This is a genomic window from Micromonospora pattaloongensis, from assembly GCF_900107255.1.
In the GTDB taxonomy this organism is placed as follows: Bacteria; Actinomycetota; Actinomycetes; order Mycobacteriales; family Micromonosporaceae; genus Micromonospora_I; species Micromonospora_I pattaloongensis.
This window is the reverse complement of sequence record NZ_FNPH01000001.1, coordinates 140468-158686: the sequence shown is the minus strand read 5'-3', so window position 1 is coordinate 158686 and position 18219 is coordinate 140468. Positions and strand designations below refer to the sequence as shown.

Annotated in this window: 15 protein-coding genes; 10 read left to right on the top strand and 5 right to left on the bottom strand. The window is 73.2% G+C overall.

The features are described from left to right. Positions 1–230 precede the first annotated feature (230 nt). From BLW47_RS00815 to BLW47_RS00800, 4 genes are all read left to right on the top strand, one after another. Positions 231–1145 carry an EamA family transporter gene (locus BLW47_RS00815; protein ID WP_091550141.1) on the top strand — a complete coding sequence of 305 codons (915 nt, stop codon included), beginning with the start codon at positions 231–233 and terminating at the stop codon, positions 1143–1145. Positions 1146–1219: 74 nt separating this feature from the next. Continuing rightward, entirely contained in the window at positions 1220–1612 is a 393-nt protein-coding gene (locus tag BLW47_RS00810) for a cupin domain-containing protein (protein WP_091550138.1), read from the top strand. A gap of 111 nt (positions 1613–1723) precedes the next feature. Next, entirely contained in the window at positions 1724–3532 is a 1809-nt protein-coding gene (gene ggt, locus BLW47_RS00805; protein WP_091550136.1) for a gamma-glutamyltransferase, read from the top strand. Between the two features lie 57 nt (positions 3533–3589). After that, positions 3590–4648, top strand: coding sequence for an FAD-dependent oxidoreductase (locus BLW47_RS00800; protein ID WP_091550133.1), 1059 nt, complete (start codon positions 3590–3592; stop codon positions 4646–4648). A gap of 86 nt (positions 4649–4734) precedes the next feature. Here the strand turns inward: BLW47_RS00800 and BLW47_RS00795 are convergent, their stop codons facing one another. After that, on the bottom strand, positions 4735–5304 hold the full coding sequence (locus tag BLW47_RS00795; RefSeq protein WP_091550131.1) for a hypothetical protein: 570 nt from the start codon (positions 5302–5304) through the stop codon (positions 4735–4737). 97 nt (positions 5305–5401) lie between these two features. Further along, positions 5402–7513: a catalase gene (locus BLW47_RS00790; protein WP_091550129.1), complete on the bottom strand. Its 2112-nt coding sequence runs from the start codon at positions 7511–7513 to the stop codon at positions 5402–5404. Positions 7514–7716: 203 nt separating this feature from the next. Here BLW47_RS00790 and BLW47_RS00785 point away from each other — a divergent pair, with 203 nt between their 5' ends. After that, positions 7717–9810 carry a bifunctional metallophosphatase/5'-nucleotidase gene (locus BLW47_RS00785; RefSeq protein WP_091550127.1) on the top strand — a complete coding sequence of 698 codons (2094 nt, stop codon included), beginning with the start codon at positions 7717–7719 and terminating at the stop codon, positions 9808–9810. 93 nt (positions 9811–9903) lie between these two features. On the opposite strand, the gene BLW47_RS00780 is transcribed toward BLW47_RS00785, so the two are convergent. Further along, positions 9904–10896, bottom strand: a complete 993-nt coding sequence (locus BLW47_RS00780; RefSeq protein ID WP_091550125.1) for a DNA polymerase ligase N-terminal domain-containing protein — start codon at positions 10894–10896, stop codon at positions 9904–9906. Between the two features lie 74 nt (positions 10897–10970). Between BLW47_RS00780 and BLW47_RS00775 the strand changes: the two genes are divergently transcribed. Beyond that, positions 10971–11756: an aldo/keto reductase gene (locus BLW47_RS00775; protein WP_091550122.1), complete on the top strand. Its 786-nt coding sequence runs from the start codon at positions 10971–10973 to the stop codon at positions 11754–11756. A gap of 395 nt (positions 11757–12151) precedes the next feature. Next, positions 12152–13141, top strand: a complete 990-nt coding sequence (locus BLW47_RS00770) for a hypothetical protein (RefSeq protein WP_139307127.1) — start codon at positions 12152–12154, stop codon at positions 13139–13141. Between the two features lie 36 nt (positions 13142–13177). On the opposite strand, the gene BLW47_RS00765 is transcribed toward BLW47_RS00770, so the two are convergent. Further along, positions 13178–14296, bottom strand: a complete 1119-nt coding sequence (locus tag BLW47_RS00765; RefSeq protein WP_091550116.1) for a glycoside hydrolase family 12 protein — start codon at positions 14294–14296, stop codon at positions 13178–13180. 116 nt (positions 14297–14412) lie between these two features. Beyond that, a complete protein-coding gene (locus tag BLW47_RS00760; protein WP_245736404.1) occupies positions 14413–15183 on the bottom strand; it encodes an IclR family transcriptional regulator in 771 nt (256 codons plus the stop codon). 59 nt (positions 15184–15242) lie between these two features. Here BLW47_RS00760 and eda point away from each other — a divergent pair, with 59 nt between their 5' ends. The 3 genes from eda (at position 15243) to BLW47_RS00745 (ending at position 18217) form a co-directional block, all read left to right on the top strand. After that, positions 15243–15881: a bifunctional 4-hydroxy-2-oxoglutarate aldolase/2-dehydro-3-deoxy-phosphogluconate aldolase gene (gene eda, locus BLW47_RS00755; protein WP_245736249.1), complete on the top strand. Its 639-nt coding sequence runs from the start codon at positions 15243–15245 to the stop codon at positions 15879–15881. A gap of 12 nt (positions 15882–15893) precedes the next feature. Continuing rightward, a complete protein-coding gene (locus BLW47_RS00750; protein ID WP_217634761.1) occupies positions 15894–16988 on the top strand; it encodes a sugar kinase in 1095 nt (364 codons plus the stop codon). Between the two features lie 113 nt (positions 16989–17101). Then, positions 17102–18217, top strand: coding sequence for an FAD-dependent monooxygenase (locus BLW47_RS00745; protein WP_091550109.1), 1116 nt, complete (start codon positions 17102–17104; stop codon positions 18215–18217). Positions 18218–18219: the final 2 nt, after the last annotated feature.

Genomic DNA, 18219 nt, shown 5'->3' with positions numbered 1-18219 from the left:
CCCTCCCGGGTGCGGTCGGTCGTCCGCGTGGTGCGGCACGACCGGCAGCGTCCTGGCCGCGACGGTCCGGCTGACCCGTACCAGCGCCGCCGACCACCCTATCCGCGCGGCTGCGACGCCGGGCCGCCGCCGCCCGGCCGCCCGCGTGTCGTGAGCGCTTGTCGCATGGTCGCGACCGCACGCCGGCCCCGCCGTACGATGATCATCGTCACGGAGGAGAGGGGAGCGGGATGCGCAAGAGTGTGGCCGGGCCGCCGCTGGTGGTGCTCTCCGCGATCAGCTTCGGCTTCCTGCCCACCTTCGCCGCGTACGCGTACGACAGCGGCCTCACCGTCTTCACCCTGCTGTTCCTGCGGTTCTCGATCGCCGCGCTGCTCTTCTTCGGGTACCTGGCCGCGCGGCGGCGACTGCGACTGCCCGGCGGCCGGGAGCTCGCCTCGCTGGCGGTCCTCGGCGGGGTGCTCTACACGCTGCAGTCGGTGACGTTCTTCTCCGCCGTCCGCTACATCTCGCCGGCGCTCGCGGTGCTGCTGCTCTATCTCTTCCCCGCGCTGGTCATGCTGCTGTCGGTCGTGCTCGACCGGGAGCGGCTCTCCGGCCGGCGGGTGACCGCGATGGTGGTGGCCTTCGCCGGGATGGGGCTGGTGCTGGGCGTGCCCGGCGGCGCCCCCGACGTGCTCGGTGTGGTCCTGGCGGTCTCCGCCGCGCTCTGCTACTCCGTGTACATCGTCTTCGGTAACCGCCTCTCCTCGTCGGTCTCGCCGGTCGCGACCAGCGGGTACATCTCGCTCTTCGCCGCCGTGGCCACCGGGCTGACCGGCGCCGCGACCGGCACGCTGCGCTTCGACTTCGCACCGAGCGGCTGGTTGCCCGTCCTCGGGCTGGCGGTCGTGTCGACGGTGGTGGCGATCGGCGCGTTCTTCGCGGGGATGAGCCTGATCGGGCCGACCTCGGCGTCGATCCTGAGCATGTTCGAGCCGGTGGTGAGCATCGTCGCGGCCTGGCTGCTGCTGGACTCGCCGATGACCGTGCCGCAGCTCGTCGGCGGCGCCGTGGTCCTGGCCGGCGCGGTGCTCGCGGTCACCGCCGGTCGGGCGGCGCCCGTGGCGACCGCGCCCGAACCGGCGCCGCAGCCGGTGTCGTGACGGCCCGCCCCGTCGCGGGTACGGCCCGCCGGCGCGAGGCATGGCGCTCCGTGCGGTTGGGTAAGAGGCGCGCCATGGAGCACTTCACGATCGCTACCGTCGCCGAGCAGAGTTCGGACTTCCGCCGGGTCCTGTGGACCGGTGAGCACACCCAACTGGTGATCATGACGATCCCGCCGGGCGGCGAGATCGGCGAGGAGGTCCACGAGGACATCGATCAGATCCTCACCTTCGTCAGCGGCACCGCCGACGCCATCGTCGACGGGGAGAAGCGCAGCGTCGCCCAGGGCGACCTCGTCGTCGTACCGGCCGGCCGGAAGCACAACTTCGTCAACACCGGGCCGAACCCGTTGGTCCTCTACACCGTGTACGGGCCGCCGGAGCACGCCGACCAGGCGGTGCACCGGACGAAGGAGGAGGCGGACGCGGCGGAGGAGTCCGGTCAGGACGAGCCGCCGACCTCCTGACCGGGGCGTGCGCGACGAGAGCCGGCGGGTGAACCGCCGGCTCTCGTCTTGCCCCCGTTCCGGGCAGCCGGTAGGCAGGGACGGAGACGCACGCCGATCCGGGGAGGCCCGATGAGGTTCCGCCGCACGATCACGCTGACCGCGCTCACCGCCCTGACGGTCGTCGCCGTGGCGCCGCCGCCCGCGTACGCGCGGCGGGCCGACCCCCCGAAATCGCCGACCGCGGTGGGTTACGGGGGCGCCGTGACGACGGTCGACGCCACCGCCACGGCGGTCGGGCTCGACGTGCTGCGGCGGGGCGGCAACGCGGTCGACGCGGCCGTGGCGGCGGCCGCGACGCTCGGGGTGACCGAGCCGTTCTCGGCCGGAATCGGTGGCGGCGGCTTCTTCGTCCACTACGACGCGCGCACCGGAACGGTGCGCACCCTCGATGGGCGCGAGGCGGCGCCCGCCGCGATGCGCGCCGACTCGCTCGTGGACCCCGCGACCGGCGCGCCGTACGCCTTCGCCGCGGCCCGGGTCAGCGGCCTGTCGGCCGGGGTGCCCGGCACGCTCGCGACCTGGGAAGAGGCGCTGCGCCGCTGGGGGAGCCGCCCACTGGGGACGCTGCTCGCGCCGGCCGCCGCCGTGGCGCAGCGGGGCTTCGTCATCGACGGGACGTTCCGGTCGCAGGTGAGCGAGAACGCGGCCGCCTTCGGCCAGTTCGATTCGACCGCCGCGCTCTACCTGCCCGGCGGTCAGCCGCCCGCGGTCGGCACGGTGCTGCGCAACCCGGACCTCGCCGACACCTACCGGCTCGTCGCGCGACACGGCACGGGCGCGTTCTACCGCGGGCCGATCGCCCGCGACATCGTGGACACCGTGCAGCGCCCGCCGGTCGCGGCCAGCCGGGTCGGCGCCTGGCCGCACCCGATCCGACCCGGCGGGATGACGCTGGCGGACCTCGCCGACTACCGGGTACGCAGCCCCGAGCCGACCCGCTCCCGCTACCGCGGCCTCGACGTCTACGGCATGTCCACGCCGTCCAGCGGCGGCGTCGCGGTCGGCGAGGCCCTGAACATTCTCGAACGCTTCGACCTGTCGCGGATGCCCCGGACCGGCGCCCTGCACCACTACCTCGAGGCCAGCGCGCTCGCCTTCGCGGACCGTAACCGCTACGTCGGCGACGGCACCCCGCAACGCGTCGTCCGTGAGCTGCTCACCGACCGTTTCGCCGCCGACCGGGCCTGCCGCATCGACGCGTCGGCGGCGCTGGACAAGCCGGTCGCGCCCGGCGTCCCCGACGGGTCGTACGGCGGGTGCGCCTCGGCGCGCGCGGGCTCGGCCGAGCAGCCGGAGCACGGGACGACGAACCTGACCGTTGCCGACCGGTGGGGCAACATCGTGCAGTACACGCTGACCATCGAGGCGACCGGCGGCAACGCGATGGTGGTGCCCGGCCGGGGGTTCCTGCTCAACAACGAGCTGACCGACTTCAGCTTCGCCCCCACCCAGGGCGACGCCGCCGATCCGAACCTGCCGGGCCCCGGCAAGCGGCCGCGCAGCTCCATGTCGCCGACCATCGTGCTGGCGCAGGGCCGGCCGCTGCTCGCGCTCGGCACCCCCGGTGGGGCGACGATCATCACGACGGTGCTGCAGGTGCTGGTGAACCGGATCGACCTCGGCATGACACTGCCGGAGGCGCTCGCCGCGCCGCGCGCGTCGCAGCGCAACGCCGCGATGGCGCAGGCCGAGCCCGGGTTCGTGGCCGACCCGGCGGCGTCCGGTCTCGACGCGCTCGGGCACCGGTTCGCGCCCACGGCCGAACTCGGGGCCGCCACCGCCCTGGAGTTCCTGCCCGACGGGCGCGTCGTGGCCGCCGCGGAGCCGACCCGCCGTGGTGGCGGAGCGGCGGCGGTGGTGCGGGCCGCCGGCATGTGATCAAACCGACGACGCGGGGCGGGACGCGGCCGGCCCCGGGCCGGCGTTGCACCGGAGGTGACGAAGCGGGCGTACGACGTGGACGTGGTGGTGATCGGGGCCGGCCAGGCCGGCCTGGCCGCCGCGTACTTCCTGCGCCGTGCCGGCCTGCGGCACGTCGTGCTCGACGACGCGGACGGGCCGGGCGGCGCGTGGCGGCACCGCTGGCCGACGCTGCGGCTCGGCACCGTGCACGGGCTGCACGCCCTGCCCGGTCTCCCCTTCGACGCGCCCGATCCGACCCGGTCCGCCGCCGAGGTCGTCCCCGCCTACTTCGCCGAGTACGAGCGCCGTTTCGACCTGCGGGTGCGGCGTCCGGTGCGGGTGACGGAGGTCCGTGACCACCCGGACGGCGACGGGCGGCTGCTGGTGCGCGGCGACGCCGCCGACTGGGCCACCCGCGCATTGATCAACGCGACCGGCACGTGGAGCCGTCCGTTCTGGCCGTACTACCCCGGGCAGGAGACCTTCCGGGGCCGCCAGCTGCACACCGCCGACTATCGGGGCCCGGCGGAGTTCGCCGGCCGGCACGTGGTGATCGTCGGCGGTGGGACGTCGGCGGTGCAGCTGCTCGCCGAGATATCCGAGGTCGCGGAGACGACCTGGGTGACCCGCCGCCCGCCCGTCTTCCACGAGCGCGAGTTCACCCCGGAGCACGGGCGCGCCGCCGTCGCCCTCGTCGATCGGGCGGTACGGGCCGGCCGTCCGCCGGAGAGCGTCGTGAGCGTCACCGGGCTGACTCTGACCGCGCCGGTGCGCGAGGCCCGCGCGCGCGGCGTGCTCAACCGCCTGCCGATCTTCGACCGGATCACGCCGGACGGCGTCGCCTGGCGCGACGGGCGGACAGTGCGCGCCGACGTCATCCTCTGGTGCACCGGCTTCCGCGCCGCCCTCGACCACCTCGCCCCGCTGCGGCTGCGTGGTCCCGGCGGCGGAATCACCATGGACGGCACCCGCGTCGTCGCCGATCCGCGCGTGCACCTCGTCGGCTACGGTCCGTCCGCCAGCACGGTCGGGGCGACCCGCGCCGGCCGGGCCGCCGTGCGCGAGCTGCGCGACCTGCTCGCTCCCGCGTGATGCCGCGCGCGCCGGGGACCAACGCGCGCCGGGGATCAGTGCGCGCCGGGGATCAGCGCGCGTGGGGGATCAGCGCGCGTGGGGGATCAACGGTCGCGCGGGGTTTCCAGCAGTGACGGGTCGCGCCGGATCAGCTCCGCCAACCGCGCCTCCGGGCTGCCCGGCGCGGCCTGCGCCCGCGGCGGCCACTCCGGCGGGCCGGCGGGCACCGGCGCGTCCGTGGGCGTCCGATCCTCGGTGATCGAGAACTCCCCGACCAGCACGCGGGGGGCGGGCGGTGCGGCGGAGTCGAGCGGTGCCGACTCCAGCGGCACGTTCTCGAAGGCGGTCGCTTCGAAAGCGGTCGTCTCGAAGGCGGTCGTCTCGAACGACGGGGACTCGAACGCGGCCTCGAAGGGCTCCGACCCCTCGCTGATCTCCGTGATCATCACCCGGACCGAGCCCGCCTCGCTCGCGATCCGGAGCTCGGTGCCGACGTCGCCCTCGTCGAGGCGGACGACGGCGGTGAGGCCGGGGTGCCGTTCGACGATCGGCCGAAGGGCCTCGGCCACCTCGTCGGCGGCGGTGCGCGGCGGATCCTGGGCGCCGCTGCCGTGGCGTTTCTGCAGCTGGTCGCGGCGGGCAAGGCGGGCCAGCGCTTCGTCGAGATCACGCATCGTCCTGCTTCCTCCCCCCACACACCCGGTCAAGGATGACGGATGCCACCGGGTCCGGTCCAGACCGACCGAACGCGACCACCGCTTCAGCGGACCGTCACGCCGCGATGGCGTCCACCGCCCGGTCGAAGTGCCGGTGCCGCGCGATCGCGTCGACGTACGCGGTCACGAACGCGTCGCCCACCGTGCCGCGCGCCGACTGCACGACCAGCCCCAGCTCCTCGCCGAACCCGTCGTCGTCCAGCGCGGGCATCGGCAGCTGGGTCTGGGTGAGCAGCGTGGTCGCCTCGCCGAGCACCCCGACCGGCTTCGCGTGCTTGTACGCCTCCGCCACGAAGTGCACCACGTACCCGTCGGAGACCAGCGCGATCGCGGCGTCGTTGCCGCCGGGCACCAGCACCGCGTCGTAGAGGACCGAGCCGACGCCTCCGATCGCGCGCGTCACCGCCAGCGCCGCGCCGTCGGCGGCGGTGACGACACCGTCGACCGGGCCGAGCAGCTCGACGAGCGCCCCCCGCTCGGTCAGCGCGGCGCGCAGCGTCGCGGCCGTGTCCCCGTCGACCCCGTCCGCGACCACAATGGCGACCTTCCGGCCGAGCACGCTGTGGCGCGGGCCGTACGCCTGGCTGAGCGCCCGTGAGCCGCGGCCGTGGTTGTCACCCCGCCGCGCCGGGGCGGTCACGCCGATCCCCGCCGCCACCAGCTGCGCCAGCTCGTGGTCGATCCGGTTGAGGTGCTGCACCATCAGCTCGCGGATGTGCCTCGGCCCGACGCGGCCGAGCTCGACGCGGAACGCCGCGACGATGTGCTCCTTCTCCCACAGCGACATGCTGTTCCAGAACAGCGTCGGCTGGCTGTAGTGGTCGGCGAAGGTCTGGCTGCGCCTGCGCTCCGGCATCCCGTCGATCCGCTCCGGGAAGTGCGTGAACCCGCCGCCCTGCCGCCCGGCCACCACCGGGCGCCCGTCGCCGAGCGAGTTGGGGTGGTAGTTCGCCCGCCCCTGCCGGACCGTCTGCTGGCCGAACCCGTCCTGCTGGTAGTGCGCGACCGGCGCGACCGGCTGATTGACCGGCAGCTGCGCGGCGTTGGGCCCGCCGAGTCGGGTGAGCTGGGTGTCCGGGTACGAGAAGAGCCGCGCCTGCAGCAGCGCGTCGGCGGTGAAGTCGATCCCCGGCACGACGTTGTCCACCCGGAACGCCACCTGCTCGGTCTCGGCGAAGAAGTTGTCGGGGTTGCGGTCCAGCACCATCCGCCCAACCGGGGTGACCGGTACGACCTCCTCCGGGATCAGCTTGGTCGGGTCGAGCAGGTCGACGTCGTCGAAGTCGAACTCGCGCTCCTCCGGGATCAGCTGCAGCCCCAGCTCGTACTCCGGGAACTGCCCCGCCTCGATCGCCTCCCACAGGTCGCGCCGGTTGAAGTCCGGGTCCTGGCCGGAGATCTTCTGCGCCTCGTCCCAGACCAGCGAGTGGACGCCCAGCGTCGGCTTCCAGTGGAACTTGACGAACGTGGTCCGTCCCGCGCCGTTCACCAGCCGGAACGTGTGCACCCCGAAGCCCTGCATCATCCGGTAGCTGCGCGGCAGCGCGCGGTCCGACATCAGCCACATGACGTGGTGCAGCGTCTCCGGCTGCAGCGACACGAAGTCCCAGAAGGTGTCGTGCCCGGGCGACGCGGTCGGGATCTCGTTGTGCGGCTCCGGCTTCAGCGCGTGCACGAGGTCGGGGAACTTGATGCCGTCCTGAATGAAGAAGACCGGCATGTTGGTGCCGACCAGGTCGAAGTTGCCCTGGCCGGTGTAGAACCTGGTCGCGAAGCCGCGGACGTCGCGCGGGGTGTCGGCGGAACCGCGCCCGCCCTGCAGGGTGGAGAAGCGGACGAAGACCGGGGTACGCAGCGACGGGTCGCCGAGGAACTCCGCGGTCGTGGACTCGGCGAGCGAGCCGTCGTACACCTGGAACCAGCCGTGCGCGCCGGCGCCGCGCGCGTACACCACCCGCTCGGGGATCCGCTCGTGGTCGAACCGCATCAGCTTCTCGCGCAGGTGGAAGTCCGCCAGCAGGATCGGACCGCGCGTGCCGGCCCGCAGCGAGTTGTCGGTGTCCTCCACCCGGATTCCCTGGTCCGTGGTGAGGTAGCCGTCCCGCGGGTCGCGGCGGTGGGCGGCGAGTCTCGTCTGCTTCGCGGTCGGGGGGTGCTCGCTGCTCATCCGGTGGCCTTCCTGCGGGGACGACGGGCCGCAGGGAATACCGTGTTCTGCGCGACATACTCCTCATCCGGGTGACGGATTTCCGGTCTCCCGGCCGTCCGGCCAGCGTGTTCGCGCCGGCCGGCTACGTTGCCCGACCGCGATCAGGCCATACACTCCTTCGCGTTCAGCTCCTGCGAGACCCCCCATCGGAGGATCGCTCCATGCGCCTGATCAGCAGCGCACCCCGAACCACCCTCGCCGCCGCCCTCCTGGCCGGGCTCGCCGTGACGACCGTCGCCGCCGTCCCCGCCCGGGCGGCCGAGCCGACCGTCGATCTGCAGATCCTGACCATCAACGACTTCCACGGGCGGCTGCAGTCGCCGGCCACCGTGAACGGGCAGCCCGTCGGCGGCGCCGCCCAGCTCGTCGGCCTCGTCGACCGGCTCCGCGCCGGCAACCCGAACACCGCGTTCGTCTCCGCGGGCGACAACATCGGCGCCTCCACGTTCATCTCCGCGATCGACGGCGACACCCCGACGATCGACGCCCTCAACGCGGGCGGGCTCGCGGTCAGCGCGGTCGGCAACCACGAGTTCGACAAGGGCATCGACGACCTGCTCGGTCGGGTCACCGACCGGGCCGCGTTCCCGCTGCTCGGCGCGAACGTCTACCGCGACGGCGCTCGCGCGCTGCCCGCGTACTCGGTGCAGGAGCTCGGCGGCGTCCGCGTCGGCTACGTCGGCGTGGTGACCCCGCAGACCGCCAACCTGGTCAGCCCGTCCGGCATCGCCGGGGTGCAGTTCCGCGACCCGGTCGCCGAGGCCAACTCCGTGGCGGCGCAGCTCAGCGACGGCAACGCCGCCAACGGCGAGGCCGACGTGGTGGTGCTGCTCGCGCACGAGGGCGCGGCACCGGAGAACATCGGCTCGCCCGAGCAGCTCGCCGCCGACCCGGTCTTCGGCCCGTTCACCCGGGTCGGCGCCGACATCGACGCGGTGGTGGGCGGCCACACCCACCAGCCGTACGCCTTCCAGCTGCCGGTGCCCGGCACGGACCGTACCCGGCCGGTGCTGCAGGCCCACGAGTACGGCCGCAAGCTCGGCAGGATCACGCTGAGCGTCGACCCCGCGACCCGGGCGGTGACCGCGTCGACGGCGGAGCTGGTCGACGTCGTCGGCGCGCCGCAGAACCCCGCCGTCGCCGACATCGTCACCAGGGCGGCGGCGACCGCGAACGAGCTGGGCAAGCGGCCGCTCGGCTCGATCACCGCCGACATCCGCCGCGCCTACACGAACGGCGCGGAGAACCGGGGCGCGGAGTCGGCTCTCGGCAACTTCATCGCCGACGTGCAGCTCGCCGGCACCGCCGATCCCGGTCGGGGCGGCGCGCAGCTCGCCTTCATGAACCCGGGCGGCCTGCGGGCCGACCTGCTCCACGCCCCGGACGGGGTGGTGACCTACTCCGAGGCGTTCGCGGTGCAGCCGTTCGCCAACGACGTCGTGACGCAGACGCTGACCGGCGCCCAGCTCAAGCAGGTGCTGGAGGAGCAGTGGCAGCCCGACGGCGCCTCCCGGCCGGTGCTCTGGCTCGGCGTCTCCAAGGGCTTCAGCTACGCGTACGACCCGACGCAGCCGCGCGGCCAGCGGGTCATCGCGCGGTCGATGAAGCTCGACGGGGTGCGGATCGATCCGGCGAAGCAGTACCGGGTCACCCAGAACTCGTTCCTCGCCTCCGGCGGCGACAACTTCACCACGCTCGGCAAGGGCACCAACCGGGTCACCACCGGTGACAACGACCTGACGATGCTCACCGACTACCTGGCGAAGAACTCGCCGGTGACCGCCGACGTCGCGCCGCGCAGCACGGTGGGCCGGGTCATTCCGCTGCCCGCCTGCACCCGGACCGTCACCGGTACGTACCGCGGCGCGCTCGCGGTCGGCTCCGGCGTGACCTGCGTGTCCGACGCGACCGTGCGTGGCCCGGTCACCGTCTGGGGCGGCGGTTCGCTGATCGTCACCGGCGGCACGATCGCCGGTCCGGTCACGGCGCTGGGCGCCGCGACCGTCAGCCTCACCGACGTGGCGGTCACCGGTCCGGTCACCCTGGCCGCCGGCACCGCCACCCTCGTCATCGACGAGACCACCGTCACCGGCCCCGTCTCGCTGCTCGGCAACAAGACCACCGAGAGCCCGGTCGTCGCCGGGAGCACGATCCGTGGCCCGCTCTTCTGCACCGCCAACGCGCCCGCGCCGGTCAACGATGGGCGCCCCAACACCGTCCACGGCCCGGTCAAGGGAGAGTGCACCGCCCTCTGACCCGCCGCCAGCCCGCGCCGATCTTGCAGTTGTGGCGCCCGGATCACACCGCTTTGCCGCGGTCCGTGACCGACCACAACTGCAAGATCGGCGTTAGGTGTCGAGGCTCAGCCAGGTGCGGGGGCGTTTGCCGGGGGCGTAGGGGGAGTCCAGGCGCTTGGCGATGACGCCGGACAGGGACTGGTCGCGGGCGGCGTCCAGGGCGTACGCGCCGCCGCCGGGGAAGTGCGGCGGGGTCTGCCAGTGCGGGCCGGCCAGGGCCAGCCCGTCGAGCAGCTCGCGCCGCTGCGCGTACGGCAGCTCCACCGTGGACACCCCCTCCAGCCAGAGCAGGTCGAAGAGCAGGTACTGCACGGTCGGCTTCCGCTTCGGCTGCCGCAGCGTGGTCACCACGCCGTCCAGCACCGCCTCGGTCGGCGCCAGCTCCTCGGCCAGCGGCCGCAGCTGCCGGTAGTCACCGGTGATCTCGGTGTCGTCGTCCGAGAGCAGCCGCAGCCGCCCGCCCGAGACGTACCCCACCGCCCGCACGCCGGACCAGCGCATCTCGTACGCCCAGGCGGCGTCCTCGGCCGGCAACCTGCGCGCCGGGCTGGCGGTCATCGGCCGCACCAGCTCCGGCTGCTCGGTCCAGCCCGGCGGCGGATCCATCCGCCGGATCATCCAGTCCTTGCCGCCGGTCCGGAACAGCACGTAGCGGCCGGAGACCCGCTCGCCGCGCAGCACCACCATCACCTCGTCGTCGCGCCACTTGTCGCAGGTGTACGTGCCGCGGTCGAAGATCGTCATTTTTCCGCCGCCGTACTCGCCGGCCGGGATCTCGCCGTGGAAGTCGAGGTACTCCAGCGGGTGGTCCTCGGTGTGCACCGCCAGGTGGTTGCGCGAGTCGCGCGGCAGCCCGCGCGGCACCGCCCAGGACGCCAGCACCCCGTCGCGCTCCAGCCGCAGGTCCCAGTGCAGGCTGCGCGCGTGGTGCTGCTGGATCACGAAGCGGTCCCCGCGCCGCTTCCGCGGCGTGCGCTCGGGCACCGGTTCGGGCGTCCGCTTCGGGTCGCGCTTGCGCCGGTATTCGTCCAGCCGGTCGCCCATACGTCGCATTGTCCGGTAGTCGACCTCTTCCCGCATCCGGCATGAGATGGCCGATCTCGGGTAGAAACACGACCATGACCGCATCGAGCGAGCAGCCGTCCGTGACGCTTCCCGGCGACGTCGCCATACCGATCCTCGGCTTCGGAACCTGGCAGGCGACCGGCAACGAGGGCTACGAGGCGGTGCTCTACGCGCTGCAGGCCGGCTACCGGCACATCGACACCGCGACGATGTACGGCAACGAGGCCGGGGTGGGGCGGGCGCTGCGGGACAGCGGGCTGACGCGCGGGGACGTCTTCATCACGACGAAGCTGCCGCCGAACCGGTTCGGGCGGGAACGGGAGACGATCGAGGCGAGCCTCACCGCGCTCGGCACCGACCACGTCGACCTGTGGCTGATCCACTGGCCGCCGCGCGACGGCGACGGCCTGGAGACGTGGCGGCGGTTCGTGGAGATCCGGAACGAGGGCCTGGCGCGTGCGATCGGGGTGAGCAACTACAGCCTCGGGCAGCTCGATGCGCTGACCGAGGAGACCGGCGAGATGCCGGCGCTCAACCAGATCGAGTGGGCGCCGTCGCTGTACGACGCGCGGACGCTCGCCGAGCACCGGAAGCGCGGCGTGGTGCTGGAGGGGTACAGCCCGTTCAAGAACACGGATCTGAAGGATCCGGTGCTGACCCGGATCGCCGGGGCGCACGGGGTGACGCCGGCGCAGGTGGTGATCCGCTGGCACATCGAGCACGGCATCGTGGTGATCCCGAAGTCGGTGACGCCGGAGCGGATCGACCTCAACCGCGAGGTCTTCGGGTTCACACTGACCGGGAGTGAGATCGCCGAGATCGACGCGCTCGCCCGCTGAGTTCGACTCCGGCCGGGGCCCGTGCGGAAACATCTCCCGGATATCGTCGATGCCGGTCCGCAATTCTGGATTTCCCGTTACCTGGGGCGCCTTCCGGCGGCGCTATTGTCATCCCCGGCGTGCGGCGCATGGGGCCGCCGGGGCGGGTCATGTGCGCATTGCGAACACCACTAGCTGCGGCGGCGCGGCGCAACCGATGGTGATCATGTAGACGCGGTGCGCTTATTCCAGTCATGATCGGCAATTCGTGGCGGCGGTGCGTCGCGGCCGGCGTACACATTGTGCAGTCGTCGACGGTCACAAAAAATTCATCAGCACACGTTGCCCGTACACCCGTGTTTTTTCCGGGAGATGTCGCTACGGTATCGGGTCCTGGGGCGTCGAAGGGGCTGGGGATGAGCATGAACGACTACGGCGGTGGGTTCACCATGCCGTCGTGGATGGAAGTGGACGAGCGGGACCCGGACCTGGCGACGCTCGTGCTGTATCTCGAATGCGGCGAGCAGGTGTCGGCCATCGCGCCGCTGCTGCAGCTGTGGCACGACGAGGCCTGCCGGCTCCTGCTGCCGTTCGTGCAGCCCGCCGGCGCCACCGCCCCGACGACCTCGTTCACCGCCTTCGACGAGCCGGCCGCGGGTCGTGGCCGGCGGCGCCGTCCGTGCTCCTGGTCCGACGGGCTGACCGAGGGGCTGGGCCAGCTCTCCGCGCACTGGTACGACGTCGCCCCCGGCGCCGCCGAGCTCGACCTGCACGTGCTGCGGTTCGCCGGCGGCCGGCACCTCAAGCTGCAGGCATCGGTCGGGTTCGCCGAGCGCTCCGCACAGGTGCCGCGGGTGCTGTCCGCGCTGATCGAGCTGATCCGCCGGATGGCGCACGCCGCCGACCTCACGTACGGGGAGATCCTGCGCGCCGCCGGCAACGCGACACCCGCGACGCTGCTCGACGCGGCGCTGCGCCGGGCCGGCGACGAGTCGGCCGAGGCGAGCCGGACGTTCCTGCGCGGTTACGAGTGGCTGACCGTCTGCCCGAGGGAGTTGGCGCACCGGCTCGGCGGGGCGGAGGGGCTGGCCGCGTCGGGAGCCTTCGCCGAGGTGCGGCCGTTGCCGCACGGCGCGGTGCTGCTGCGCGCGACGGACTCGCCGGAGGAGTACCGGGGCGAGCGGGTGCACGCGGTCTTCGCGGCGCTGGCGCCCGTGCTGCCGGGCGGGCAGCCCCGCGGCCTGCCCGAGCACGACTTCACCCGGATCGTCTTCACCGACGCCCGGCACGCCGCGACCGCCGCGGCGGCGCCGCGGGTCGTCGCCCGCGCGTCGTGCCCCGTCGTCCCGGCCCCCCGCGAGCCGGCGCAGGCCCCCGTCGACCAGGGACTCGTTCACACGGTGTGACCCGATCCTTGATCGGCGGGGGCGCGGCGTCGGACGTCAGCCGACGGTGCAGGCGGTGCCGTTGAGCGCGAAGCTGTTCGGCGACGCGTAGCTGCCGGAGTAGGTGGCCTGGTAGCCGAACGACGTGCTGGCGCCCGGCGCCAGCGTGCCGTTGTGGCTGACGTTGCGGGCCGTCACCGCCGCTCCGCTCTGGGACACCGTCGCGTTCCACGAGCTGGTGATGGTCTGCCCGGCCGGCAGGCTGTACGTCAACGTCCAGCCGTTCAGCGCGCTCGACCCGGTGTTGGTGACCGTGACGTTCGCGGTGAAGCCGTTGTTCCAGGTCGTCGGGGTGTACGCGACCCGGCAGGCGCCGCTGCCGCCACCGCCCCCACCCCCACCGCCACCACCGCCGCCGCCACCGCCGTTGACGGTCGCGGAGAACGAGTTGACGGCCAGCCCGACGCCGCCGTTCCAGGGCTCGAACCCGGCCTGGATGCTGGTCAGGTACCACGAGTTGGTGATCGAGCCGCGGTTGCGGACGTCGTTGATGAAGTCGAGGACGCTGAAGTTCCAGCTGGTGATCGGCGACGGCGCGACGTACGAGACCACGTTGTTGGACCCGTTGCTGCCGGTCCACACCTCCCAGGTGCGGCCGCCGATGGTCGCGCTGCCCGTGCGCGAGCCGATCGGCTGGATCGAGCCCTGGCGGTTGAACCAGATCATGATCTCCATCTGGTTGACCCCGGTCGTCTTCGGCGTGGGGTCGAGCCAGATGTCGTACGAGGCGTTGTAGGTGCCGCTCGTGTAGGTGTAGTTGATGCTGCTGGTGGCGCTGCTGATCCGGCTGACCTGGATCGGCAGGTTGGTGCCGGGGGAGCAGTTGCCGTAGTGGCAGCCGAAGTAGACCGAGGGGTACGACAGCGGCGCGCCGTTGGTGGCCGCGCTGCCCCGCTGGCTGGTGATCGAGAAGCCCGTGCCGGTGACGTTGATGCACTGCTCGGCGCTGCTGCCCCAGCGGTTGTTCTGCACGACGTAGCGGCTCTGGATGGTGGTCGAGCCGTACTGCTCACAGATCAGCGTGTCGGCCTGGGCGGGGGCGCTGGCCCCGACGGCCGCGAGTGAGCCCGCGATGAGCAGGCCCGCCGCCGCGAGTGGGCGGATGAGGCGACGCATGGATGCTCCTTGGCTGGGTGGGACCACGGGGGATAACCGGTCGAGGGAGCGCTCCCATAGAAGTTAGGACAGATTTACGTCCATGAAAAGAGTCGGTAACGGGGCGGCGCGCGGGGCTAGCTGGCGGAGAGGAGCGCGCGGGCGGCCCGGACCTGGTCGGCGGCGCGGCGCAGCGCGGCGACGATCGTCTCCTCGCTGCCGGCGTGCAGGCGCGCGGCCGGTACCGACAGACTGATCGCGTCGACGGCGGGGTCGTGCAGCGGGACCGCTATCGCGAAGCAGACGATCCCGTCGGTGTTCTCCTCGTGGTCGACCGCGTAGCCGCGCTCGCGTACCCCCGCCAGCTCGGCGCGCAGCGCGGCGGGGTCGGTGATGGTGTGCCGGGTCAACGCGGTCAGTGGCCAGCTCAGCCTCCGGTCGACGTCGGCGTCGCCGCGTGCGGCGAGCAGCACCTTGCCCAGCGCCGTCGCGTGCGCCGGCAACCGCCGCCCGATCGCGCTGTAGAGCCGGAGGGGGTGCACGGATTCCCGTTTCGCCATGTAGACGACGTGCGGCCCGTCGAGCCGCCCGAGGTGGACGGTCTCGCCGAACTGCCGGGACAGCTCGTCGAGCACGGTCGACATCAGGCCCACCGCGTCGTCGGTCTCCAGGTACGCGGCGCCGACCTGCAGGGCCCGGACGCCGAGCCCGAAGCGGGTGCCGGTGGCGTCGGCCTCGACCCAGCCGCGCTGCATCATCGTGCGCAGGATCCCGTGCAGGCTGCTCTTCGGAATGTCCAGCGCGCGGGCGAGGTCGACCAGCGACCGGCGGCCGGGGGATGCGGCGAGCGCCTCCAGCACCTCCAACGTCCGGCCGGCGGACTTCACCGGCTGGAAACCCTCGCCCATCGTCACGCCCGCCACTGTAACGGCTTGACAGCTCCATCGACGTCGGTATGGTCACGTCCGTGACCGCCGTTCATGAGCCTGAACGCATTATCGGCGCCGACCGGATCCTCCCGGTGGTCGTCCTCGGCGACGCGACGCGCGCCGCGCCGCTGGCCGACGCCCTCACCGCGGGGGGCCTGCGCAGCGTGGAGGTGACGTTGCGCACCGACGCCGCCGCCGACGTCATCCGCGCGATGTCGCGGCACCCGGACCTGCTCGTCGGCGCCGGCACCGTGCTGACGCCGGACCAGGTCGACGCCGCCGTCGAGGCGCGCGCCCGATTCGTGGTCAGCCCCGGCTTCGGCCCGGCAGTGGTCCGGCGCTGTCGGGAGCGCGGCGTTCCGGTCTTCCCCGGCGTCTCCAGCGCCACCGAGATCCAGATGGCGCTCGACGCCGGCATCGAGACCGTCAAGTTCTTCCCCGCCGAGCAGCTCGGCGGGGTCGCCATGATCAAGGCGCTGGCCGCGCCCTTCCGGTCCGTCCGCTTCATCCCGACCGGCGGGGTCAACGCCGGCAACCTCGCCGACTATCTCGCCCTGCCGGCGGTCGTCGCCGTCGGTGGCACCTGGATGGTCGCCCCCGACCTGCTGGCCGCCGGCGACTGGGACGAGGTCACCCGCCGCACCGCCGCGGCCGTCGCCGCCGCCCGACCCGCCTGAGGAGCCGTGACCATGCTGGAGCTCCGCCCCGCCGCCCAGTGCCGCTACGACCTCGTGTCGCTCGGCGAGATCATGCTCCGCCTGGACCCGGGCGAGGGCCGGGTCCGCACCGCGCGCAGCTTCCGGGTCTGGGAGGGCGGCGGGGAGTACAACGTGGCCCGCGGGCTGCGCCGCTGCTTCGGGCTGCGCACCGCGGTCGTGACCGCCTTCGCCGACAACGAGGTGGGACGCCTGTTGGAGGACCTGGTGCTGCAGGGCGGGGTGGACACGGCGTTCATCCGGTGGCTGCCGTACGACGGGATCGGGCGCACCGTCCGCAACGGGCTGAACTTCACCGAGCGCGGCTTCGGGGTGCGCGGCGCGGTCGGCACCTCCGACCGCGGTCACAGCGCGGCGAGCCAGCTGCGCCCCGACGACGTGGACTGGGACCACCTCTTCGGCGACCTCGGCGTGCGCTGGCTGCACACCGGCGGCATCTACGCGGCGCTGTCGGAGACCACCCCGGCCACCATCGAAGCGGCGATGTCCGCCGCGCGCCGGCACGGGACGATCATCTCGTACGACCTGAACTACCGGCCCAGCCTCTGGAAGGCGGTCGGCGGGCGGACCCGGGCCCGGGAGGTCAACCGGCACCTCGCCGAGTACGTCGACGTGATGATCGGAAACGAGGAGGACTTCACCGCCGCGCTCGGGTTCGAGGTGCCGGACACCGACGAGAGCCTCGCCGAGCTGGAGGTGGCGAACTTCCGGCGGATGATCGAAGAGGTCACGACCGCGTACCCGAACTTCAGGGTGGTCGCGACCACGCTGCGCACGGTGCGCACCGCCACGGTGAACGACTGGGGCGCGATCGCCTGGGGCGACGGCCGGTTCGTCGAGGCGACGCACCGGCCGGGCCTAGAGATCATGGACCGTGTCGGCGGCGGCGACAGCTTCGCATCCGGGCTGATCTACGGCCTGCTCGCCACGGGCGACCTCCACGCGGCCGTCGAGTACGGCGCGGCGCACGGCGCGCTCGCCATGACCACGCCCGGCGACACGTCGACGGCGAGCCTGAACGAGGTGGAGGCGCTGGTCCGCGGTGCCGGCGCCCGCGTCCAGCGCTGACCCCCGCCGTGCGCCGCCGCGCGCGGGCACGGGTCGGGAAGGGCTATCGCCGCCCGCGTCGCCGGAAGTAGTCTCTTGGCTTCAACGCGTGTCCCCCCGGAGGCCTCGCCGATATGGTCGGATCCACCGTGCGCATCCTCGTGGTCGGGGCGGGCATCGCCGGCCTGGCGGTGACCCGCGCGCTGCGGCTGAAGGGCTTCCGCCCGGAGGTGGTGGAGAAGCTGCCCGCCTCCACCGTGCCGGGTGCGGGGATCTTCCTGCCCGGCAACGCCGCGCGTGCCCTGCGTGACCTGGGGCTGGACGCGCCGCTGCGCCCGCTCGGCGACGTCATCGGCACCCAGTGCTTCCTCGACGTACGCGGGCGGCAGCTCTGCGCCGTCGACCTGACCCGGCTCTGGGACGGGGTGGGCGAGTCGCGCGCGCTGCCCCGCGCCGACCTGCACCGGGTGCTGCTCACCGGCGCCGGCGGCGACGTCCGCTACGACACCGAGGTGTCCGGGGTCGAGCTGGGGGAGCAGACCAGCAAGGTCGCGTTCGCCGACGGCTCCCACACGGAGTACGACCTGGTCATCGGCGCCGACGGCCGCCGCTCGGCGGTGCGGGCGCTCGCGGCGCTCGGTGGTGCCGCCCGCCCGGTCGGCCAACTCGTCTACCGCAGCGTCGTCACCGGCGGGCCCGAGGTCACCGCCTGGACGGCGGTGCTCGGCCGACGCGCCGCCTTCGTCGTGATGCCGATGGGCAACGGGCGGCTCTACTGCTGGGCCGAGGAGCCGCTGCCGCCCGACGGGGCGCTGCCGGCCGACCCGGCCGCGCGGCTGCGCGAGGTCTTCGCCACCTTCCGCGGGCCGGTCCCCGAGGTTCTCGACGCGGTGGAGACCGTCCAGCTCGCGGCCACCGACGAGGTCGAGTTGGGACGGTGGTCACGCGGGAGCGTGGTGCTCGTCGGTGACGCGGCACACGCCACCGCGCCGACGCTGTCGCAGGGGGCCGCGATGGCGGTGGAGGACGCGCTGGTGCTCGCCGACGCGCTGCGTCGCGCCGAGAGCGTGCCCGAGGCGCTCACCGCGTACGAGCGACGGCGCCGTCCCCGTACCACCTGGGTGCTCAACCGGACGCGCGACCGCGACCGCACCCGGGACGTGCCGCCGGCGCTGCGCGACCCCTTGCTGCGCGGCAGCGGCGGCCGCATCTTCCGCAACCACTACCGCTTGCTGGTGGGTCCGGTCTGATG